The organism is Pseudosporangium ferrugineum (genome assembly GCF_003002065.1).
GTDB classification, from domain to species: domain Bacteria; phylum Actinomycetota; class Actinomycetes; order Mycobacteriales; family Micromonosporaceae; genus Actinoplanes; species Actinoplanes ferrugineus_A.
Window position 1 is genome coordinate 178,398 of the sequence record NZ_PVZG01000002.1, and the last position, 18,192, is coordinate 196,589.

Here is an 18,192-nt window from a genome sequence, read left to right on the forward strand (position 1 = left end):
GCAATCGACGGCGTGCCGGCACCCGGCCCTGGGGTGCGGGCTTGACCGGCGACGGGCGATGTGCAATATATTGCAGATCCTCGCCGCGAAGGAGCCCGCCCATGCCGCTCGCCGACCACGCCCGGTTCCCGCTGCTGTTCGGGCCCAGCCCCGTGCACCCCCTGGAGCGGCTCAGCGACCACCTCGGCGGCGCCCGCGTGTGGGCCAAGCGGGAGGACTGCAACAGCGGGCTGGCGTACGGCGGCAACAAGACCCGCAAGCTGGAGTATCTGCTGCCCGACGCGCTGGCCGCGGGCGCCGACACGCTGGTCACCATCGGCGGCATCCAGTCGAACCACACCCGGCAGGTGGCGGCGGTCGCGGCCCGCGCCGGGCTGAGGGCGGTGCTGGTGCAGGAGAGCTGGGTGGACTGGCCCGACCCGGTCAACGACAAGGTCGGCAACATCCTGCTGTCCCGGATCATGGGTGCCGACGTGCGGCTGGTCCGGGCCGGGTTCGGCATCGGGTTCAAGGAGAGCTGGCACCGGGCGCTCGAGGACGTGCGGGCGGCGGGCGGCACGCCGTACGCGATCCCGGCCGGCGCCTCCGACCACCCGCTCGGCGGTCTCGGCTTCGCGCAGTGGGCCGAGGAGGTGCGGCAGCAGGAGCGTGAGCTCGGCGTCTTCTTCGACACCGTGGTCGTCTGCAGCGTCACCGGCAGCACCCAGGCCGGGATGATCGCGGGCTTCGCCGGTGAGGACCGGCCGCGCCGGGTGATCGGGATCGACGCCTCCGCGCGCCTCGACGAGACCCGGAGCCAAGTCGCCAAGATCGCCCGCGGCACCGCGGAACTGGTCGGGCTCGGCCGCGACCTGCGCGACGACGAGATCACCGTGCTGGCGGGCTGGGCCGGCGACAGGTACGGCATCCCCGTCGCCTCCACCCTGGACGCCATCCGGCTCACCGGCCGGCTCGAGGGGATGATCATCGACCCGGTGTACGAGGGCAAGTCCATGGCCGGCCTCATCGACCTCGTCCGCTCGGGCGACATCCCCCGGACCTCGACCGTCCTGTACGCCCACCTGGGCGGCCAGCCCGCCCTCAACGCCTACAGCGGCGTCTTCTGACCGAGCCGCCGGAGCGCGTCCTTGTCGGGCTTGCCGCTGGGCGCCACCGGCACCCGGTCGATGACCGTGACCGTCCGCGGCCGTCCGGGGCCGGTGACCAGCTCGCGCAGCTCCCGCGGGTCGGGCCGGCGGCCGGCGGCCGGCACCACGAACGCGTGCGGGGCCTCGCCGGTCTCGTCGTCGGGGCGGGCGACGACGTATGCCTCCGCGACGTCGGGGTGGGCGGCCAGCAGGCGTTCGATCGGCCCCGCGTGGACCAGCTCGGCGTGCACGAAGATGACGTCGCGGGCCCGGCCGGTGAGGCGCAGGTAGCCGTCGGCGCCGAGGGTGCCCAGGTCGCGGGTGCGTACCCAGCCGTCCAGGAACACCTCCGCGCTGCCGGCCGGGTCGTTCCAGTAGGAGGAGGCCTGCGCGGGCGTGCGGGCGTACACCTCGCCGTCGCGGACCTCGACCCGCACCGCCGGGCGGCCGACGGTGTCGAGGGCGGCGGGGAACTCGTCCGGGGTGACCATCGAGATCATGCCGGTCTCGGTCTGGCCGTAACCGTGGAAGATCACCGGGCCGAGCACGTCGATCGCCTCGGCCAGCCGTCCCGGGTCGAGCGGCGAGCCGGACACCATCAGCGCCCGCAGCGTGCTCAGGTCGGCGGGGCGGGCCCGTTGGTCGCGGACGAGCTGGTGCAGCCGGCCGACGGTGATGACGCTGGCGGTGGCGCGGTGCTTCGCGAACGCCTCCGGGAACGCCGGCGGGTGCGCGGCCACCAGGGTGCCGCCCGCGGCGAGCGTGAGGACGCCGTACTCCAGCATCACCTGGCTGGTGAGGGAGCCGAAGACCAGGTAGCGGTCGAGCCGGGCGGCAAGCGCGCGCACGGCCGGCGGCCACCGGTTCGGATGGGCGGCCCAGCCGGCGGTCATGGCCGCGTACGTCTGGCAGCAGCCCTTCGGCGTGCCGGTGCTGCCGCTGGTGTAGATGACCCGGGCGTAGTCGCCGGGGCGCCCCGCGGCGACCAGCCCGGCGCCGTCGTCGGGATGCCCGGCCAGCTCGGCGAGGGCCGCCTCGTCGATGAGCACGGCGCAGGCGCCGGGCAGCACCTCGGCGACCTGGTCGGCCCGCACGCAGGCGACCCGGGCGCCGACGGTGAAGGCGGCGAGGATGCCCGCGAACGCCTCCGGGTGCACGCCGACCTGGAAGAGCACCCCGTCGCGCGGGCCGATGCCCCGGGCCCGCAGGCCGGCCGCGCACCGGCGGATCATCGCCGACATCACCGCCGCGGAGACGACCCGGTCGCCGTCCTCGAACACCGGCCGGTCGCCGGCCGCGGCGAGCAGGTTCAGCACGGGTTGCGGCCACACGGTCAGAGCAGGCCCTTCAGGAAGACCGCGAGCGGCTGCTGGTGCACGGACGGCAGGTCCCAGTGGTTCTCGAGGTTCTCCGCCAGGTGGTGGGCGCCGAGCGGCTCGCCGTCCCGGTACGCCCGCACCACCGGATGCAGGTAGCTCGCGTCGTGGGCGGCGGCCGCGTCGTTCTCCGCGATCCGCGGCACGGAGACGTCGAACGGGTCCACGGTGTCGTGGTCGGGGCCGTACTCCAGCGTGACCAGGAAGGACAATCCGGGCGGGCCGCTCGCGTGGAAGTACGCCACCGGCATCTCCTCCCGGTACGCCGCCGACGGACCGTCCACCGTCACCACGTCCGCGAGCACGGCGAACTGCTGCCACAGCGCCGAGGTCACGTTGATCCGGGCGATGATCGCGGCGGTGATCGCCTCCGGGGTGGCCTCCAGCGGGGTGGCCGGCCAGGGGCGGTCCTCGTGCCGCTCGCCGAGGATGTGGCGCAGGGCGCGGGTGCCGTACCGGAAGCCGTGGATGAAGCCGTTGGTGGACTTCTTGAAGTCGCGCTGCTGGGTCAGCGTCCCGGCGAAGTAGAGGCCGGGCACGGTCGCCGACTCGTACGCCGGGGTCTGCTCGGGGAACCGGTCGTCGATCACCAGCCGGGGCCGGGCGGACGCGTCGAACATCGAGGCGTCGAAGGCGAAGCCGGTGCACAGGATGATGCGGTCGTACTCGAGGACCCGGATGGCCTCGACCGTACGGGCGTAGCGGAAGTCGACCCGGAAGCCGCCCTCGGGGCGCGGCGCGATCCGCTCGACGGTCCCGTCCAGCACCGCGTTCTGCGACTTCAGCTGGTACGTGTCGAGGAAGTTGTTGTTGACCGCCCGCAGGTGGCCGACGTAATGGGTCTGCCAGGCCAGCCGGATCGAGTGCGGACCGGCCACGTGGATGACCGCGGCGGTCTCGACCAGCGCGTCGGCCGTCTCGAACGCGGAGTTGCCCTTGCCGACGATCAGCACCCGCTGGTTGACGAAGCCCTCCGGGTCGACGTCGACCGTGTCGTAGCGCTCGGCCAGCTCCGCGCCCGGGATGCCCGGGACGTGCAGCCGGGACACGCCCGTGGCCACGATCACCCGCGACGCCCGGTACGTGCCGCCCGCCTCGACCGTGAAGCCGCCGGCGTCGCGGGCGACCCGGGTGACCCGTGAGCCGTAGACCACGTTCAGCCCGCGGGCGAAGTCGGCGAGGTAGCGCACCAGGTCGTCGGCGGCGGGGAAGTACCGCTTGCTGTACCGGGTGAACAGCAGGTCCGGGTCGTCGGTCAGCAGCGAGTTCCAGTCCGAGCGCAGGTTGAACTCCGGATCGTCCGACCCGGTCCACACCTTGTTGATCGAGATGAGCTGCCGGTGCCGCGGGTACGTGCGGAAGAAGGTCCCCGGCCCGTCCCCGGCCTCCAGCACCACGTAGTCACGACCGTCGCGCTCCAGCAGGGAGGCGAGCTGCAGTCCGGCCGGTCCCGCCCCGATGATGAGGTAGTCGTGCGTCATGGCCGGCACGGTAACGGCGTGATTTCAGAGCGTTCTGAGATCCGCTGCCTAGCGTCGCCGGGCATGAACCTCGCCGCTCCACTCACCGTGGACGACCTGCTCGCCGCCCGCGATCCCGTGCCGGTCGGCCTGGACGCGGCCCTGCGCGACCGGCTCGCCGAGGGCCGGGACTTCCTCGGCAAGGTGCTGGGTGACGACCGTGCGGTCTACGGCGCCACCACCGGCTTCGGCGCCCTCGTCGGGTACGCCGGCCGCGCCGACCAGCGGGACCAGGCCGACAACACCCTGGCGCACCTGGGCGCCGGCCAGGGCCCCGACCTCGACCCGGCGCTGGTACGCGCGACGATGCTGGTCCGGGCCCGGTCGCTGGCGCAGGCCGCCTCCGGCGTCTCCCCGCACGTGGTGGAGGCGCTCGCCGCGATGCTCGGCACCACCTTCGCGCCGGCGGTGCCCCGCTACGGCTCGGTCGGCGCGAGCGGCGACCTGATCCCGCTCGGCGCGGCGGCCCAGGCGCTGCGCGGGCGGGGGTACGCGTACCTCGACGGCGAACGGATGCCGGCCGCCGACGCGCTGGAGCGGGCCGGCCTCACCCCGCTGCCCCTCGACGGGCGGGACGCCCTCGCCCTGGTCAACGGCACCTCGCTGACCACCGCGGCGCTCGCCCTGGCGCTGCACGCCGCCCGGGACGCGCACCGCGCCGCGCAGCACCTCACCTGCCTGCTGGCCGATCTGCTCGGCTGCGACCCGCAGTTCCTCGACGAGCGGCTGATCCGCCGCTTCGCCCACCCCGGCGCGATCGACGTGGCGGACGCGATGCGCACCACGCTCGCCGGCGTGGTGCCGTCCGGGGACCGGCCGTTGCAGGAGCCGTACAGCGTCCGCTGCTCGCCGCAGCTGCTGGGCGCCGCCGAGGACGCGCTGCGCTACGTGGACGGTGTGGTCGCCGCCGACCTGGCCGGGGTCAGCGACAACCCGCTGTTCTTCCCCGGCGACGACGCGGTGGTGCACGGCGGCAACTTCTTCGGCCAGCCGGCGGCGTTCGCCGCGGACCTGCTCTCCTCGGTCGTGGCCCAGCTCGGCAACCTGGCGGAGCGGCAGCTGGACCTGCTCGTGGACCCGCACCGCAACGGCGGGCTGCCGCCGATGCTCGCGGCCGGGCCGGGGCAGCAGCACGGGTTGCAGGGGGTGCAGCTCGCGTCGACGGCCCTGGTGGCGGAGCTCCGCCGGGACGCGATGCCGGCCGGCATGCAGAGCCTGCCGACGAACCTGCACAACCAGGACGTGATCCCGCTCGGCACCCAGGCCGCGCTGCGCGCCCTCGACCAGTCTGCCCTGCTGCGGCTGATCCTCGGCTCGCTGGCGCTGGGCCTGCGCCAGGCGGTCCACGTCGGCGCCCGCCGGCCCACGGCCGCCGGGACCGGCGCCCTGCTGGCGGCGCTGGCCCGCCGGATTCCGCCGATCGACCCGGACCGGCCGCTGGAGGCGGACGTGCGTACCGCGGCTGATATTTCTCTGAATTGGGGTTTCTAGCGTGCGATCCGTGACGCTCGACTATCTGATCATCGGGGCGGGGCCGGCCGGACTTCAGCTGGCGGCCCTGCTGGAGCAGGACGGTGCCGACTATCTCGTGCTGGAGGCCGCCGAGGCGCCGGGTGCGTTCTTCGCCCGGTACCCGCGGCACCGGCAGCTCATCTCCATCAACAAGCCGCGTACCGGCTCGGACGACCCGGAGCTGAACCTGCGGCTGGACTGGAACTCGCTGCTGACCGACGATCCGGCGCTGCTGTTCACCGCGTACACCGACCGGTACTTCCCGGACGCCGACGTGATGGTCCGGTACCTGGCCGACTTCGCCGCCAAGACCGGGGTGAAGGTCGCCTACGATGCGGCGGTGACCCGGATCGGCCGGGAGGAGGGCGGGTTCGTCGTCGAGGCGGACCGGACGTACCGGGCCCGGCGGGTGATCGTCGCGACCGGCGTCTCGCGGATGTACGAGCCGGAGATCCCCGGTTTCGAGCTGGCCGAGCGCTACGACACCATGTCCGTGGACCCGCGCGACTATCTGGACCAGCGGGTCCTGATCATCGGCAAGGGCAACTCCGCGTTCGAGACGGCCGACGCGCTGATGGAGACCACCACGGTCATCCACGTGGCCGGCCCCAGCTCGGTGCGGCTGGCCTGGCGGACGCACTACGTCGGTCACCTGCGGGCGGTCAACAACAACTTCCTGGACACGTACCAGCTGAAGTCGGCGAACGCGGTGCTCGACGGCACGGTCCGGTCGATCGCGCGGGACGGCGACGGCTACCGCGTCACGTTCGCCTTCGCCCGGGTGAACGAGGTCGTGAAGGAGCTGTCCTACGACCGCGTGCTGGCCTGCACCGGCTTCGCCTTCGACGCCTCGATCTTCGACGCGTCGTGCCGCCCGGAGCTGGCGATCCGGGACCGCTTCCCGGCGCAGACCGAGGCCTGGGAGTCGGTGAACGTGCCCGGCCTCTACTTCGCCGGCACGATCACCCAGCAGCGTGACTTCAAGAAGTCCACCAGCGGCTTCATCCACGGCTTCCGCTACGGGGTGCGCGCGCTCCACAAGATCCTCAAGCAACGGTACGAGGACACGCCGTTCCCCGCCGCCCGGATCGGAGCCGGGCCGGACGAGATCACCGCGGCGGTGATCGGGCGGGTCAACCGCACCTCCGCCCTCTGGCAGATGTTCGGCTTCCTCGGCGACGTGGTGACCGTGCACGGGGACAGCGCGGCGTACCACGAGGAGGTGCCGGTCGCGTACTTCGCCGGGGGCGGGCTGGGCGACACCGGCGACGGCGCGTTCGTCGTGACCCTCGAGTACGGCCCCGACCACGACAAGGTGGACCCGTTCGACATCGGCGTCACCCGGATCTCCCAGAACGACCCGGGCCGGGCGCACGACGCGGCGTACCTGCATCCGGTGGTCCGGTTCCATCGCGGCGGCGAACTCGTGGCCGTCCACCACCTCGCCGAGAACCTGGAGAACCGGTGGGACCGGCCGGCGGTGCACGTGGCCCCGCTGGCCGCCTTCGTCCGCAGCTGCCTCGCGTGACGCCGCGGGCGATGACCGCCACCGCCGACCGGGCGCAGGCCGTGCTCGACCCGGTGTACTGGGACTACTTCGCGGGCGGGGCGGGCGACGAGCGGACCCTGCGGGCCAACGAGGAGGCGTACGCCCGCCGCCGGATCGTGCCGCGGGTGCTGCGCGGGGTCGGCGAGCGTGACCTGCGGACCACCCTGTTCGGCACCGAACTGACCCTGCCGGTGCTGATCGCCCCGACCGCCTTCCACCGGCTCGCCCACCCCGAGGGCGAGGCCGGTACGGCGGCCGCGGCGGCCGGCGCCGGCACGGTGATGGTGGTCAGCTCGGCCGCCACCCAGCCGATCGAGGAGATCGCCGCCACCGGCGCGGCGCTGTGGTTCCAGCTGTACCCGCAGCCCGACGCCGCGTTCCAGGAGCACCTCATCCGCCGGGCCGAGCGGGCCGGCTGCCGGGCCCTGGTGGTCACGGTCGACTCGCCGGTGTTCGGCCTGCGCGACCGCGACAGCCGGCACGGCTTCACCGAGCTGCCCGCCGGGTACGCCTGCGAGAACATGCGCGACGCCGCCGGCCGGGTCCGGGACATCGCCATGGACGCGGCGCTGAGCTGGGACCACGTCGACCGGATCCGCGCCGCCACGGACCTGCCGATCCTGCTCAAGGGCGTGCTGCACCCGGGCGACGCCGAGCTGGCCGCGGCGCACGGGGTGGCCGGCCTGATCGTGTCCAACCACGGCGGTCGCCAGCTCGACGGCGCGATCGCCGCGCTGGACGCGCTGCCCGCGGTGGCCGCCGCCACGGCCCTGCCGGTCCTGGTCGACGGCGGGGTCCGGCGCGGCACGGACGTGCTCGTCGCGCTCGCGCTGGGCGCCACCGCGGTCCTGATCGGCCGGCCGGTCGTGTACGCCCTCGCCACGGGCGGCCGTCGCGGCGTACGGGAGCTGCTCGAGACGGTGCGCACGGAGCTGGACCACGTCCTCGCCCTGGCCGGCGCGCGGCGGCCGGCGGATCTCACGCCGGACCTCGTCGCATGAGCGCACCGGCCTACCTCGCCGCCGCGGCCGCACTGGTCGCGGTGCCGACGCTGCCGCGCTGGCTGCCGCCCGCGGTGGTCCGGCTCCGCGAGCTGATCTTCGCCCGGGTGAACGGCACGCAGGGCATCCCCGTGCCCGGCCCGCTGGTCGGCGCCGAGCACTTCGAGGAGGTCTACTCGCACCCGGCGGCCGACGGGCGCAGCCGGGGCGCGGGCCTGTCCGACCTGTTCTGGTACTGGCTGGCGCCCGGCCCGCAGATGCACCAGGAGCATCTGGAGCCGGGGCACCGGTACCGGACCGTCGCCCTCACCACCCGCAAGGTCCTGGCGATCCCGCGCGGCCGCGCCGACGAGCTGGCGACCGGTGCCGCCCGGCGCATCCTCGACGGTCTGCCGCCGGGGCGGGTCCGGCGGCGGCTGCGCGACCTGATGATGCCGCTGTGGGCCGAGGTCTTCTACGAGCTGGTCTTCGCCGAGCCATGCCCGCGCCCGGCCCGCGACCTCATCGTGGCGAACGCGGACGACGTGGTGACCGCGCTCAAGGCCACCGGGCTGCGGCACATGGACCGGCGGGACCGGCTCACCCGCTACCTGCTCGGCCGGATCGGCGACGGCACCTGCCCGGTGGTGCTGCCCGAGCCGTTCACCGCGCGGGAGACCGCCTGGTACCTGCAGGGCGCCTTCTTCAACACCGCGGTCGTGCAGATGTCCGAGGCCATGGCGCACGTGCTGCTCTGCGCGGCGGCGTACCCGCCGGCCCGGGCCGAGGTGGACGACGACGCCGCCCTGGACCGGCTGATCGACGAGACCCTGCGGGTGCATCCGCTGTTCGGCGTCGCGCACCGGATCACGTCCGCGCCGATCGAGGTCTCCGGGGCCACCCTGCCCACCGGCTCGGTGCTGCTCTTCAACTACCTCGCCTACCAGCGCACCGGGCCCGCCGCCGACGACGCGTTCGATCCCGGCCGGTGGCTGTCGCTGAAGCGCGGCGAGGCGAACTTCATCCCGTACGGCATCACGGCGAACCGCGCCTGTCCCGCGCGCGGGGTCGCCCCGGTGATGCTGCGCGCGGTCACCCGTGAGGTCCTGCGGCGCTTCGCCGTCGACTCGTCGGCGGCGCACACCCGGTCGCTGCCGAGCCGCGGGCCCGCGTACCTGACGCCGGACGGCTCCGCGCGTCCCGGCCGCCCCCGGCTGGCCGCCATGCGGCTGGGCGACCGGTGGGCGGACACCGGCCGGGCGGTCGTCCAGCTCGTGCTGGGCACCTGGATGGTGCTGGACGCCCGGCGCCGACGGCTCTGCGCCACCTATTTCGAGGAGGTACGCCGGTGACACCGACCGAGCTGGCACCGCGGTTCTTCATCGCGGTCGCGGTCATCCTGGTCTTCTGCAAACTGGTCGCGTGGCTGCTGGGCAAGGTCGGCCAGCCGCCGGTGGTCAGCGAGATGCTGGCCGGGGTCCTGCTCGGACCGTCCCTGCTCGGCCTGCTGCTGCCGGACGTGCAGGACGCGCTCTTCCCGCAGCAGCTCTACCCGGTGCTGTACGTGGTCGGCCAGATCGGCCTGGTGCTGTTCATGTTCCAGGCCGGGTATGCCTTCGCCCGCCACCGGATCACCAGCCTGGCCGGCATCGCGGGCACGGTGTCGCTGGCCGGCGTGGCCGCGCCGCTGCTGCTCGGCGTGCTGCTGGTGCTGGTCACCGGCGACGCCGTGCCGATCCGTCCGGAGGGCGTGTCGGTCGGGGTCTCGGCCGCGTTCGTCGGGGTGGCGCTGGCGATCACCGCGTTCCCGATGCTCGCCCGGATCATCACCGAGCGCGGCCAGGAGGGCACCCGGCACGGCTCGCTGGCGCTGGCCAGCGGCGCGATCGACGACATGATCGCCTGGATCATGCTGGCCGTGGTGCTGGCGTTCGCGTCGGGCGCGGCCGGGCCGGCGCTGGTGACGGTCGTCGGTGCGGTCGTCTTCGGGCTGGTCATGTGGCTCTTCGGCCGGCGGGCGATCGTGCTCGCGGCCCGGTGGGGCGGGCTCCTCGGGGTGGTGGTGACGCTGTTCCTGGTCGCCTGGTACACCGACGAGATCGGCCTGTACGCCGTCTTCGGCGCCTTCGCCGTGGGCGTGGTCGCGCCGCACACCCCCGAGCTGGACGCGATCGTCGACACCCTGACGCCGGTCGCCTCCGCCCTGTTCCTGCCGCTGTTCTTCACCTTCAGCGGGCTGCGTACGGAGTTCGGCCTGCTCGGCGACCCGGCGGTGCTGCTGTTCGCGGTGGCCTGCGTGGTGCTCGCCATCGCCGGCAAGTTCGGTGCCTGCTGGGCCGCGGCCCGGCTGGGCGGCGAACCGAACGAGGTGGCGCTGCGGGTCGGCGCGCTCATGAACGCCCGCGGCCTGATGCAGCTCATCGCGCTGAACGTGGGCCTGGAGGCGGGCGTCGTGAACCGGTCGCTGTTCACCGTCCTGGTGCTGGTGGCGCTGGTGACGACGCTGATGACGACCCCGCTGCTGAGCCTGATCGAGCGCCGCCGGGCGCCGGCGACCGCCGACAGGTTGCTCGTAGGTTAAATATTTGTGACTTCAAGTTCTGTCTATGCAGAAGGAGCAATATCGACCATTATCTCTGCATGCGCCTGCTGCTGGTCGAGGACGATCCGGACCTGAGCGAGATGCTGACCGAGACGCTGACCGACGAGGGCTACCACGTCGACCGGGCCCCCGACGGCCAGCGCGGACTCCATCTGGGCCTCACCCGTCCGTACGACGTGCTGGTCATCGACCGGCTGCTGCCCGCGCTGGACGGCCTCGACCTGCTGACCCGGCTGCGGTCGCGGGCGGTCCCGGCGCGGGCGCTGCTGCTCACGGCGCTGGGCACCGTCGCCGACCGGATCGCCGGGCTGGACGCCGGCGCCGACGACTACCTGGCCAAACCGTTCGACCTGGACGAGCTGAGCGCCCGGCTGCGGGCGCTCTGCCGCCGGATCCCGGACACCGCCGAGGCGCTGCACGTCGGGCGCGGCCTGCTCGACCTCGCCGCCCGCGACGTGGTGCTGCCAGACGGCGGCCGGGTGGCGCTCTCCGCCCGCGAGTTCGAGCTGCTCCGGACCCTCGCCGACCGGCCGCACCAGGTGTACTCCCGGGCTCAGCTGCGCCGGCGGGTCTTCGACGAGGCCGCTGCCGCCTCCATCGTGGACACCTACGTCTACTACCTGCGGCGCAAGCTCGGCCGGGGCGTGGTGCGTACGGTCCACGGCCTCGGCTACCGGCTCGGTGCGCTGTGACCACCGAGGAGGACGCGCTCGTCCGCCGGTCCCGGCTGCGGATGGGCCTGTTCGTGGGCCTGGCGGTGGGCGTCCTGCTGGCGCTGGTGGGGGTGGTCGCGTACGCCACGCTGGTGCGCAACCAGGAGCGCCAGATCCAGCGCGAACTCGCCTGGGGCGCCGAGCACGGCAGCGTCACCGGGCCGGTCGGCTGCAACTGGATCGTCTCGATGCGCGCGGGCCGGATCTCGGCGGGCCCGCTCGCGCCGCCGCCCGGCTTCCCGCTGCGCGACGCCCTCGACCGGGTGGCCGCCGGCGGGCCCACCGAGATCACCACCGTGGACACCGCGGCGACCGTCTACCACGTCCGCACCGGCCTCCGCGACGGCGCCGCGGTCCAGGTCATCTTCGACGCCCGCTACCAGCTCGCCGACCGTCGCCACCTGCTGTGGGCGTTCATGCTGGCCGCCGCGGTCGGCCTGCTCGCCGCGCTGATCACCGGGCTGATCGTCGGCCGGCGCGCGGTCGCGCCGCTGGCCGAGGCGCTGGCCCGCCAGCGCCGCTTCGTCGCCGACGCCAGCCACGAGCTGCGCACCCCGATCGCCCGCGTGCACACCCGGGCCCAGCTGCTCGCCCGGCGCTCCCGCAACGCCCCGGCCGCCGACCGCCGGGACCTGGAACGCCTGGTCGGCGCCACCGGGCGGCTCGGCGAGATCGTCGACGACCTGCTGCTCTCCGCCCGGCTGTCCGCCGCGCCGGAGGACCAGCCGCCGCGCGAGCCGGTCGACCTGGCCGCCCTGACCCGCGAGGCCGCCGGGATGGAGGCGGTGCAGGCCGCCGACCGCCGGGTCTCCATCGTGGTGTCCGCGCCCGCCGCCCCGATCCGGGTCCCCGGCATCCGGTCCGCCCTGCACCGGGTGGTCTCCGAGCTCCTCGCGAACGCGCTCACCCACACCCCGGCGGGCGGCCGGGTGCTGCTGACCGTCCGGGCCGGCGACGACGAGGCGCAGCTGACCGTCGCCGACACCGGTGCGGGCTTCCACCCGGACGACGCCGGCCGGCTCTTCGACCGGTTCCACCGCGGCCCGGGGGCGGGCGAGCGGCGGTTCGGGCTGGGCCTGGCCCTGCTCAAGGAGGTGGTGACCGGCCACGGCGGCACGATCACGGCCGAGGGGCATCCGGGGCGGGGCGCGACCTTCACCGTACGGCTGCCGCTGCACCCGGACCCGGGCGGCCCCGCGGGCTCGGCCGTGCGCCGGTGGCCCGCCCGCGTGCGGGCCCGCGCGGGGTGATGCCGGGGCACTACAGTTGCGCCATGAGCAACGGGACGGACCGGCCGGCCGCCCTGGTGCAGTCGGTGGACCGGGCGGTGACCGTCCTGGAGATCCTGGCGCGCCGGGGCGACGCCGGGGTCACCGAGATCGCGGCGGAGCTCGGCGTGCACAAGTCGACCGCCTCGCGCCTCGTCGGGGCGCTCGAGGCGCGCGGCCTGGTCGAGCAGCTCTCCGGCCGGGGGAAGTACCGCCTCGGCCTCGGCATGGTGCGCCTCGCCGGCGCTGCCGCCGCGCGCATCGACCTGCCCGGCGCGGCCGGACACGTCTGTGCCCGGGTCGCCGGCGAGCTGGGGGAGACCGTCAACGTGGCCGTCCTGGACGACGACCAGACCGTCAACGTGTGCCAGGCGCTGGGCCCGTCGGCGGTCAACAGCTACAACTGGGTGGGCCGGCGCACGCCCTCGCACGCCACGTCGAGCGGGAAGGTGCTGCTCGCGTACGCGCCGGCGGAGGTGCGGCGGGCGGCGCTCGCGGGGCCGCTCACCGCGTACACGCCGCGTACGATCACCGACCCCGGCGTCCTTGCCCGGCAGCTGTCCGAAGCGGAGCGGGCGGGCTGGGCCTCGACCGTGGAGGAGCTCGAGATCGGGCTGCACGCCGTCGCGGCGCCGGTCCGGGGCGCCGGCGGCCGGGTGGTCGCGGCGATCAGCGTGGCCGGGCCGTCCTACCGGCTGCCGGAGCGGATGTTCGCCGAGCGGGCGGCGCGGCTGCGGGAGGCGGCGGCGGAGATCGGCGGAAGTCTGGGCAACCCGGGCTGAACCCTTTGCGGCTGCGCATTGCGCTCTGGTAAAACTCTGCGGCCGGCATTGACCACTGTGGTGCTCCACCACAATCCTATGGCGAGCCCGGGACGCTCTGTGCCCGGCGCCTATCCGGTCAGTCACAGGGAGCATGACGCTGAACAGCCCCGCAGCACACGAGTACGACGTGGTGATCGTCGGTGGTGGCACGGCCGGCGCGGTCGTCGCATCCCGGTTGTCCGCCGATCCCGCGGTGCGGGTCTGCCTGGTGGAGGGTGGCCCGTCGGACGTCGGCGACGAGCGGGTGCTGAAGCTGCGCAACTGGCTCAACCTGCTGGAGTCCGAGTTGGACTACGACTACCCGACCGTTCCGCAGCCGCGCGGCAACTCGCACATCCGGCACTCGCGGGCCCGGGTGCTCGGCGGCTGCTCCTCGCACAACACGATGATCAGCTTCCTGCCGCCGCCGGAGGACTTCGCCGACTGGGAGGCGGCCGGCGCGACCGGATGGTCCTACGAGCGGATGCTGCCGTACTGGCACCGGCTCGCCGTGCACATCGAGCCGGTCGCCGAGGTGGACCGCAATCCGCTCACCGCCGACTTCATCGCCGCCTGCCACACCGCGCTGGGCGTGCCGGTGCACGAGGACTACAACGCCGCGCCGTTCGCCGAGGGCACCGGGTTCTTCCCGGTCGGCTACGACCCCGGCACGGGCATCCGCTCGTCGGCCTCGGTGGCGTACCTGCATCCGTACCTGGACCGGCCGAACCTGACCGTCCTCACCGAGACGTGGGCCTACCACCTGGACACCGACGGCGCGGACCGGGTCACCGGGGTGCGCGTGCGCACCGGTGACGGCGAGCACGTGACGCTGCGGGCCACCGCCGAGTACGTGCTCAGCGCCGGCGCCATCGACACCCCCCGGCTCCTGCTGCTCTCCGGCATCGGGCCCGCCGCGGACCTGCGCAAGCTCGGCATCGAGGTCGCCCGGGACCTGCCCGGGGTGGGGGAGCACCTGCTCGACCACCCCGAGTCGCTGATCCTGTGGGAGGCGAGCCGCCCGATCCCGCCGCAGTCGGCGATGGACTCCGACGCGGGCCTGTTCGTGCGCCGCGACCCGGAGGCGACCCGGCCCGACCTGATGTTCCACCTCTACCAGATCCCGTTCACGCTGCACACCGCCCGGCTCGGCTACGACGTGCCCGAGTACGGCTTCGGCATGACGCCCAACGTGCCGCGCCCGCGCAGCACCGGGCGGCTGTGGCTCGCCGACGCCGACCCGCTCACCAAGCCCGCCCTCGACTTCGGCTACTTCACCGACCCGGACGGCTACGACGAGAAGACGATCGTGGACGGGCTGCGGATCGCCCGCGAGGTCGCCGCCACCGAGCCGTTCAGGTCCTGGATCGCCCGCGAGATCGCGCCCGGGCCCGCGGTGCAGAGCGACGAGGAGCTGTCCGCGTACGGCCGGGCGGTGCATCACACGGTCTACCACCCGGCGGGCACCTGCAGGATGGGCGCCGACGCCGATCCGCTCGCCGTCGTGGACCCGGAGTTGCGGTTGCGCGGCTACCGCAACGTACGGATCGCGGACGCCTCGGTGTTCCCGACGATGACCTCGGTCAACCCCATGGTGGCCGTGCTGCTGGTCGGCGAGCGGGCGGCCGATCTGGTCGGCGCGTCGCTGTCGGCCGGCTGACCCGGACCGCCCACGCCGACCCGCGATCGCGAGGATGTTCATGACGGCCGAGAGCGCACCACCCCCGCCCACCATCGCCGTCGACCGGCTCTGGAAGGTGTTCGGGCCGCACGGCGGCCGGGTCCCCGGCACCCCGCTGGCCGACCTGTCCCGGGCCGAGCTGCGCGCCCGCACCGGCTGCGTGGCCGCCGTGCGCGACGTCAGCTTCGACGTGCGCCCCGGCGAGGTCTTCGTGGTCATGGGGCTGTCCGGCAGCGGCAAGTCGACGCTCGTGCGGTGCCTGACCCGGCTGATCGAGCCGACCAGCGGGGAGATCCGCATCGACGGCGAGGCGGTCGGCGCGATGAGCCCCCGGCGGCTTCGGGAGCTGCGCCGGCACGGCGTCGCCATGGTGTTCCAGCACTTCGGGCTGCTGCCGCACCGGCAGGTCGTCGACAACGTCGCGTACGGGCTGGAGATCCAGGGGGTGGGCCGGGCCGAGCGCCACGAGCGGGCCCGCCGGATGCTCGGCCTGGTCGGTCTCGACGGCCACGAACGCCACTACCCCGACCAGCTCTCCGGCGGCATGCAGCAGCGCGTGGGCCTGGCCCGGGCGCTGGCCACGGACCCCGCGGTGCTGCTCTTCGACGAGCCGTTCTCCGCGCTCGACCCGCTGATCCGCCGCGACATGCAGGCCGAGGTGCGCCGGCTGCACGCCGAGGTCGGCAAGACGCTGGTGTTCATCACCCACGACCTCGCCGAGGCGCTGTCGCTGGGCGACCGCATCGCGGTGATGCGCGACGGCGTCCTGGTGCAGGTGGGCATGCCGGAGGAGCTGGTCGGGGCGCCCGCGGACGACTACGTGGCCGACTTCGTCCGCGACGTGCCCCGGGCCGACGTGCTGAGCCTGCGGTGGATCACCCGGCCCGCGGCGGACGGGGAGGAGCTCGCGGACGCCGCCCTGCCCGCGCAGACCAGGATCCGGGACGCCGTCGAGCGGGTGCTGCGGGCCGGCCGGCCGGTGCCCGTCACCGACGGCGGCGCCCCGGCCGGGGTGGTCGACGTGGCCCAGCTCCTGCCCGTGCTGGCCGGCAACCGCGCCGGGGGGCCGGCGTGACCACGGTCGTCACGGACGCCCCGGCCGCCGCGGGGACGGCCGAGCCGGACGGCGGCGGGCGCCCGCGCCGCGCGCTGCCGCGCCGCGCCGTGCTCACCGCCGGCGTGCTCGTCGTCGTCCTCGCCGGGTACGCCGTCGTCCGCACCGCGGGCGGGGTGGACGGCGACGACGCGGCGGCCTTCCGGTTCTTCGACGATCTGCGCGACTGGGTGGACGCGAACCGGGACACCAGCCCGCTGTTCCTGTACGGCTTCAACTACCTGCGGCTGGGCGTGTCGCTGCTGGTCGGCGCGGTGCACGGCGCGCTGTACGGGCTCGGCTGGGCCGGCCTGGTCGCGGTGACCGCCGCCGTCGCCGCGGTGCTCGCCGGCTGGCGGGTGGCGCTGCTGGCCGCCGCCGGATTCCTCTCCTTCGGGGTGCTGGGCCTGTGGCAGGAGAGCGTGGACACGCTGGTGCTCACGCTGTCCGCGGTGCTGCTGGCGGCGCTGATCGGCGTACCGCTGGGCGTGCTGGCCGCGCGGGTCGCGCCGGTCGGTGCGCTGCTGCGCCCGGTGCTGGACGTCATGCAGATCCTGCCCACGTTCGCGTACCTGGCGCCGATGACGCTGCTGTTCCTGATCGGGGAGCCGGCCGCCACGATCGCCACGGTGATCTACGCGCTGCCGCCGGTCGTACGGATCACCGCCCTGGGCATCTCCGAGGTGTCGCGCACCGCGGTGGAGGCGTCCACCGCGCTGGGTTCGACCCGGTGGCAGACCCTGGTCAGGGTCCGCCTGCCGCTGGCCCGGCCGACGATCGTCCTCGGCGTGAACCAGGCGATCATGATGGCGCTGTCCATGGTGGTGGTCGCCGCCCTGATCGACGCGCCGGGCCTGGGCCAGAACATCGTGCAGGCGCTGGAGCGGGTCAACGTCGGCGCCGCCTTCGACGCCGGGCTTGCGATCGTGGTGATGGCGGTGGTCCTCGACCGGATCACCACCGGCGCCGCCCGCCGGGCGGCGCCGACCCGCCACGACTCCCCGCGCCGGCGCCTGATCGCGGGGCTGGCCGCCGCCGCGGTGGCGGCGACGGTGACCGTGCTGGGCCGGCTGCTGCCCTGGGGCGCCGAGTTCCCGCAGAGCTGGCGGTTCTCCTTCGCCGCGCCGGTCAACACCGCGACGGCCTGGGTCGAGCTGCACCTCTACGACGCGACCGAGGCGGTCAAGAACGTCGTCACCGCCGCCCTGCTGGATCCGGTGCAGACGGTGCTGACCACGACGCCGTGGTGGTGGTTCGCCGCCGCGGTGGTGGCCGTCGGCGCCCTGACCAGCGGCTGGCGGCCGGCGGTGGTGGCCGGGCTCGCCGCGAGCGGGGTGGCCGGCCTCGGGCTGTGGCAGAACGCCATGCAGACCCTGGCGTCGGTGCTGGTGGCGACGGTGGCGACGATGGTCGTCGGCGTGCTGCTCGGCGTCTACTGTGCCCGCCACGACCGCTTCGCCGCGGCGCTCCGGCCGCTGCTGGACGCGGCACAGACCATGCCCTCGTTCGTCTACCTGCTGCCGGCGGTGGCGCTGTTCGGTGCCAGCCGGTTCACCGCGATCGCCGCCGCCGTCATCTACGCCGTGCCCCCCGTGGTCCGGCTGGTCGAGCGCGGCGTCCGCGACGTGCCCGCCGGGGCGGTGGAGGCCGCCGTGTCGGCGGGATCCACCCCGGCCCAGCTCCTCTGGAAGGTGCAGCTGCCGATGGCGCGGGGCGGCCTGCTGCTCGCCGCCAACCAGGGCATCGTCATGGTGCTCGCGATGGTCGTCGTAGGTGGCCTGGTCGGCGCCGGGGCCCTCGGCTACGACGTGGTGGCCGGCTTCGCCCAGCGCGAGGACTTCGGCCGCGGCCTCGCCGCCGGGTTCGCCATCGTGCTGCTCGGCGTGCTGATGGACCGGCTCACCCAGGGCGCCGGCCGCCGCGGCACCGAACTGCGGCGCGCGGCCGGCTGAGACGTATCCCCATTTC

The 18,192-nt window shown here is 74.3% G+C and carries 14 protein-coding genes; 12 read left to right on the forward strand and 2 right to left on the reverse strand.

Annotated elements, in window-relative coordinates; translation table 11 throughout:
- The first annotated feature begins 101 nt into the window (after positions 1–101).
- Positions 102–1,106, forward strand: coding sequence for a 1-aminocyclopropane-1-carboxylate deaminase (locus CLV70_RS05060; RefSeq protein ID WP_106125190.1), 1,005 nt, complete (start codon positions 102–104; stop codon positions 1,104–1,106).
- Here the strand turns inward: CLV70_RS05060 and CLV70_RS05065 are convergent.
- Together CLV70_RS05065 and CLV70_RS05070 are read right to left on the reverse strand one after the other, a co-directional pair.
- Positions 1,088–2,458, reverse strand: coding sequence for a class I adenylate-forming enzyme family protein (locus tag CLV70_RS05065; RefSeq protein WP_245908032.1), 1,371 nt, complete (start codon positions 2,456–2,458; stop codon positions 1,088–1,090). The two genes, CLV70_RS05060 and CLV70_RS05065, sit on opposite strands and share 19 nt — an antisense overlap.
- Before the next feature lie 2 nt (positions 2,459–2,460).
- Positions 2,461–3,984, reverse strand: coding sequence for an NAD(P)-binding domain-containing protein (locus CLV70_RS05070; protein ID WP_106125590.1), 1,524 nt, complete (start codon positions 3,982–3,984; stop codon positions 2,461–2,463).
- A gap of 63 nt (positions 3,985–4,047) precedes the next feature.
- On the opposite strand from CLV70_RS05070, the gene CLV70_RS05075 reads away from it, so the two are divergent.
- The 11 genes from CLV70_RS05075 (at position 4,048) to CLV70_RS05125 (ending at position 18,176) form a co-directional block, all read left to right on the forward strand.
- Positions 4,048–5,514, forward strand: a complete 1,467-nt coding sequence (locus CLV70_RS05075) for an aromatic amino acid ammonia-lyase (RefSeq protein WP_106125191.1) — start codon at positions 4,048–4,050, stop codon at positions 5,512–5,514.
- Between the two features lie 10 nt (positions 5,515–5,524).
- Positions 5,525–7,063: an NAD(P)-binding domain-containing protein gene (locus tag CLV70_RS05080; protein WP_106125591.1), complete on the forward strand. Its 1,539-nt coding sequence runs from the start codon at positions 5,525–5,527 to the stop codon at positions 7,061–7,063.
- Positions 7,060–8,085 carry an alpha-hydroxy acid oxidase gene (locus CLV70_RS05085; RefSeq protein WP_245908033.1) on the forward strand — a complete coding sequence of 342 codons (1,026 nt, stop codon included), beginning with the start codon at positions 7,060–7,062 and terminating at the stop codon, positions 8,083–8,085. Before CLV70_RS05080 ends, CLV70_RS05085 begins: the two co-directional genes overlap by 4 nt.
- The gene (locus tag CLV70_RS05090; protein ID WP_106125192.1) at positions 8,082–9,416 is read left to right on the forward strand and encodes a cytochrome P450; all 1,335 of its coding nucleotides are present in this window, start codon (positions 8,082–8,084) and stop codon (positions 9,414–9,416) included. The genes CLV70_RS05085 and CLV70_RS05090 overlap by 4 nt, the downstream gene beginning before the upstream one ends.
- On the forward strand, positions 9,413–10,645 hold the full coding sequence (locus tag CLV70_RS05095; protein WP_106125193.1) for a cation:proton antiporter: 1,233 nt from the start codon (positions 9,413–9,415) through the stop codon (positions 10,643–10,645). Before CLV70_RS05090 ends, CLV70_RS05095 begins: the two co-directional genes overlap by 4 nt.
- A gap of 59 nt (positions 10,646–10,704) precedes the next feature.
- Positions 10,705–11,358 carry a response regulator transcription factor gene (locus CLV70_RS05100; protein ID WP_106125194.1) on the forward strand — a complete coding sequence of 218 codons (654 nt, stop codon included), beginning with the start codon at positions 10,705–10,707 and terminating at the stop codon, positions 11,356–11,358.
- Positions 11,355–12,629: a sensor histidine kinase gene (locus CLV70_RS05105; protein ID WP_245908034.1), complete on the forward strand. Its 1,275-nt coding sequence runs from the start codon at positions 11,355–11,357 to the stop codon at positions 12,627–12,629. Before CLV70_RS05100 ends, CLV70_RS05105 begins: the two co-directional genes overlap by 4 nt.
- 23 nt (positions 12,630–12,652) lie before the next feature.
- Positions 12,653–13,429 (forward strand): IclR family transcriptional regulator, encoded by a 777-nt coding sequence (locus CLV70_RS05110; protein ID WP_106125594.1) that lies wholly within the window; start codon positions 12,653–12,655, stop codon positions 13,427–13,429.
- Positions 13,430–13,562: 133 nt separating this feature from the next.
- Positions 13,563–15,110, forward strand: coding sequence for a GMC family oxidoreductase (locus tag CLV70_RS05115; protein WP_106125195.1), 1,548 nt, complete (start codon positions 13,563–13,565; stop codon positions 15,108–15,110).
- Positions 15,111–15,150: 40 nt separating this feature from the next.
- Positions 15,151–16,206, forward strand: coding sequence for a quaternary amine ABC transporter ATP-binding protein (locus CLV70_RS05120; protein WP_211303634.1), 1,056 nt, complete (start codon positions 15,151–15,153; stop codon positions 16,204–16,206).
- Positions 16,203–18,176 carry an ABC transporter permease gene (locus CLV70_RS05125; protein ID WP_211303635.1) on the forward strand — a complete coding sequence of 658 codons (1,974 nt, stop codon included), beginning with the start codon at positions 16,203–16,205 and terminating at the stop codon, positions 18,174–18,176. The genes CLV70_RS05120 and CLV70_RS05125 overlap by 4 nt, the downstream gene beginning before the upstream one ends.
- Positions 18,177–18,192: the final 16 nt, after the last annotated feature.

Excerpts from the sequence above, each read along its gene's own strand:
- CLV70_RS05060 (WP_106125190.1), top strand. The coding sequence starts at position 102 with ATGCCGCTCGCCGACCACGCCCGGTTCCCGCTGCTGTTCGGGCCCAGC.
- CLV70_RS05100 (WP_106125194.1), top strand. The coding sequence starts at position 10,705 with ATGCGCCTGCTGCTGGTCGAGGACGATCCGGACCTGAGCGAGATGCTG.
- CLV70_RS05075 (WP_106125191.1), top strand. The coding sequence starts at position 4,048 with ATGAACCTCGCCGCTCCACTCACCGTGGACGACCTGCTCGCCGCCCGC.
- CLV70_RS05120 (WP_211303634.1), top strand. The coding sequence starts at position 15,151 with ATGACGGCCGAGAGCGCACCACCCCCGCCCACCATCGCCGTCGACCGG.
- CLV70_RS05110 (WP_106125594.1), top strand. The coding sequence starts at position 12,653 with ATGAGCAACGGGACGGACCGGCCGGCCGCCCTGGTGCAGTCGGTGGAC.
- CLV70_RS05115 (WP_106125195.1), top strand. The coding sequence starts at position 13,563 with ATGACGCTGAACAGCCCCGCAGCACACGAGTACGACGTGGTGATCGTC.
- CLV70_RS05090 (WP_106125192.1), top strand. The coding sequence starts at position 8,082 with ATGAGCGCACCGGCCTACCTCGCCGCCGCGGCCGCACTGGTCGCGGTG.
- CLV70_RS05070 (WP_106125590.1), bottom strand. The coding sequence starts at position 3,984 with ATGACGCACGACTACCTCATCATCGGGGCGGGACCGGCCGGACTGCAG.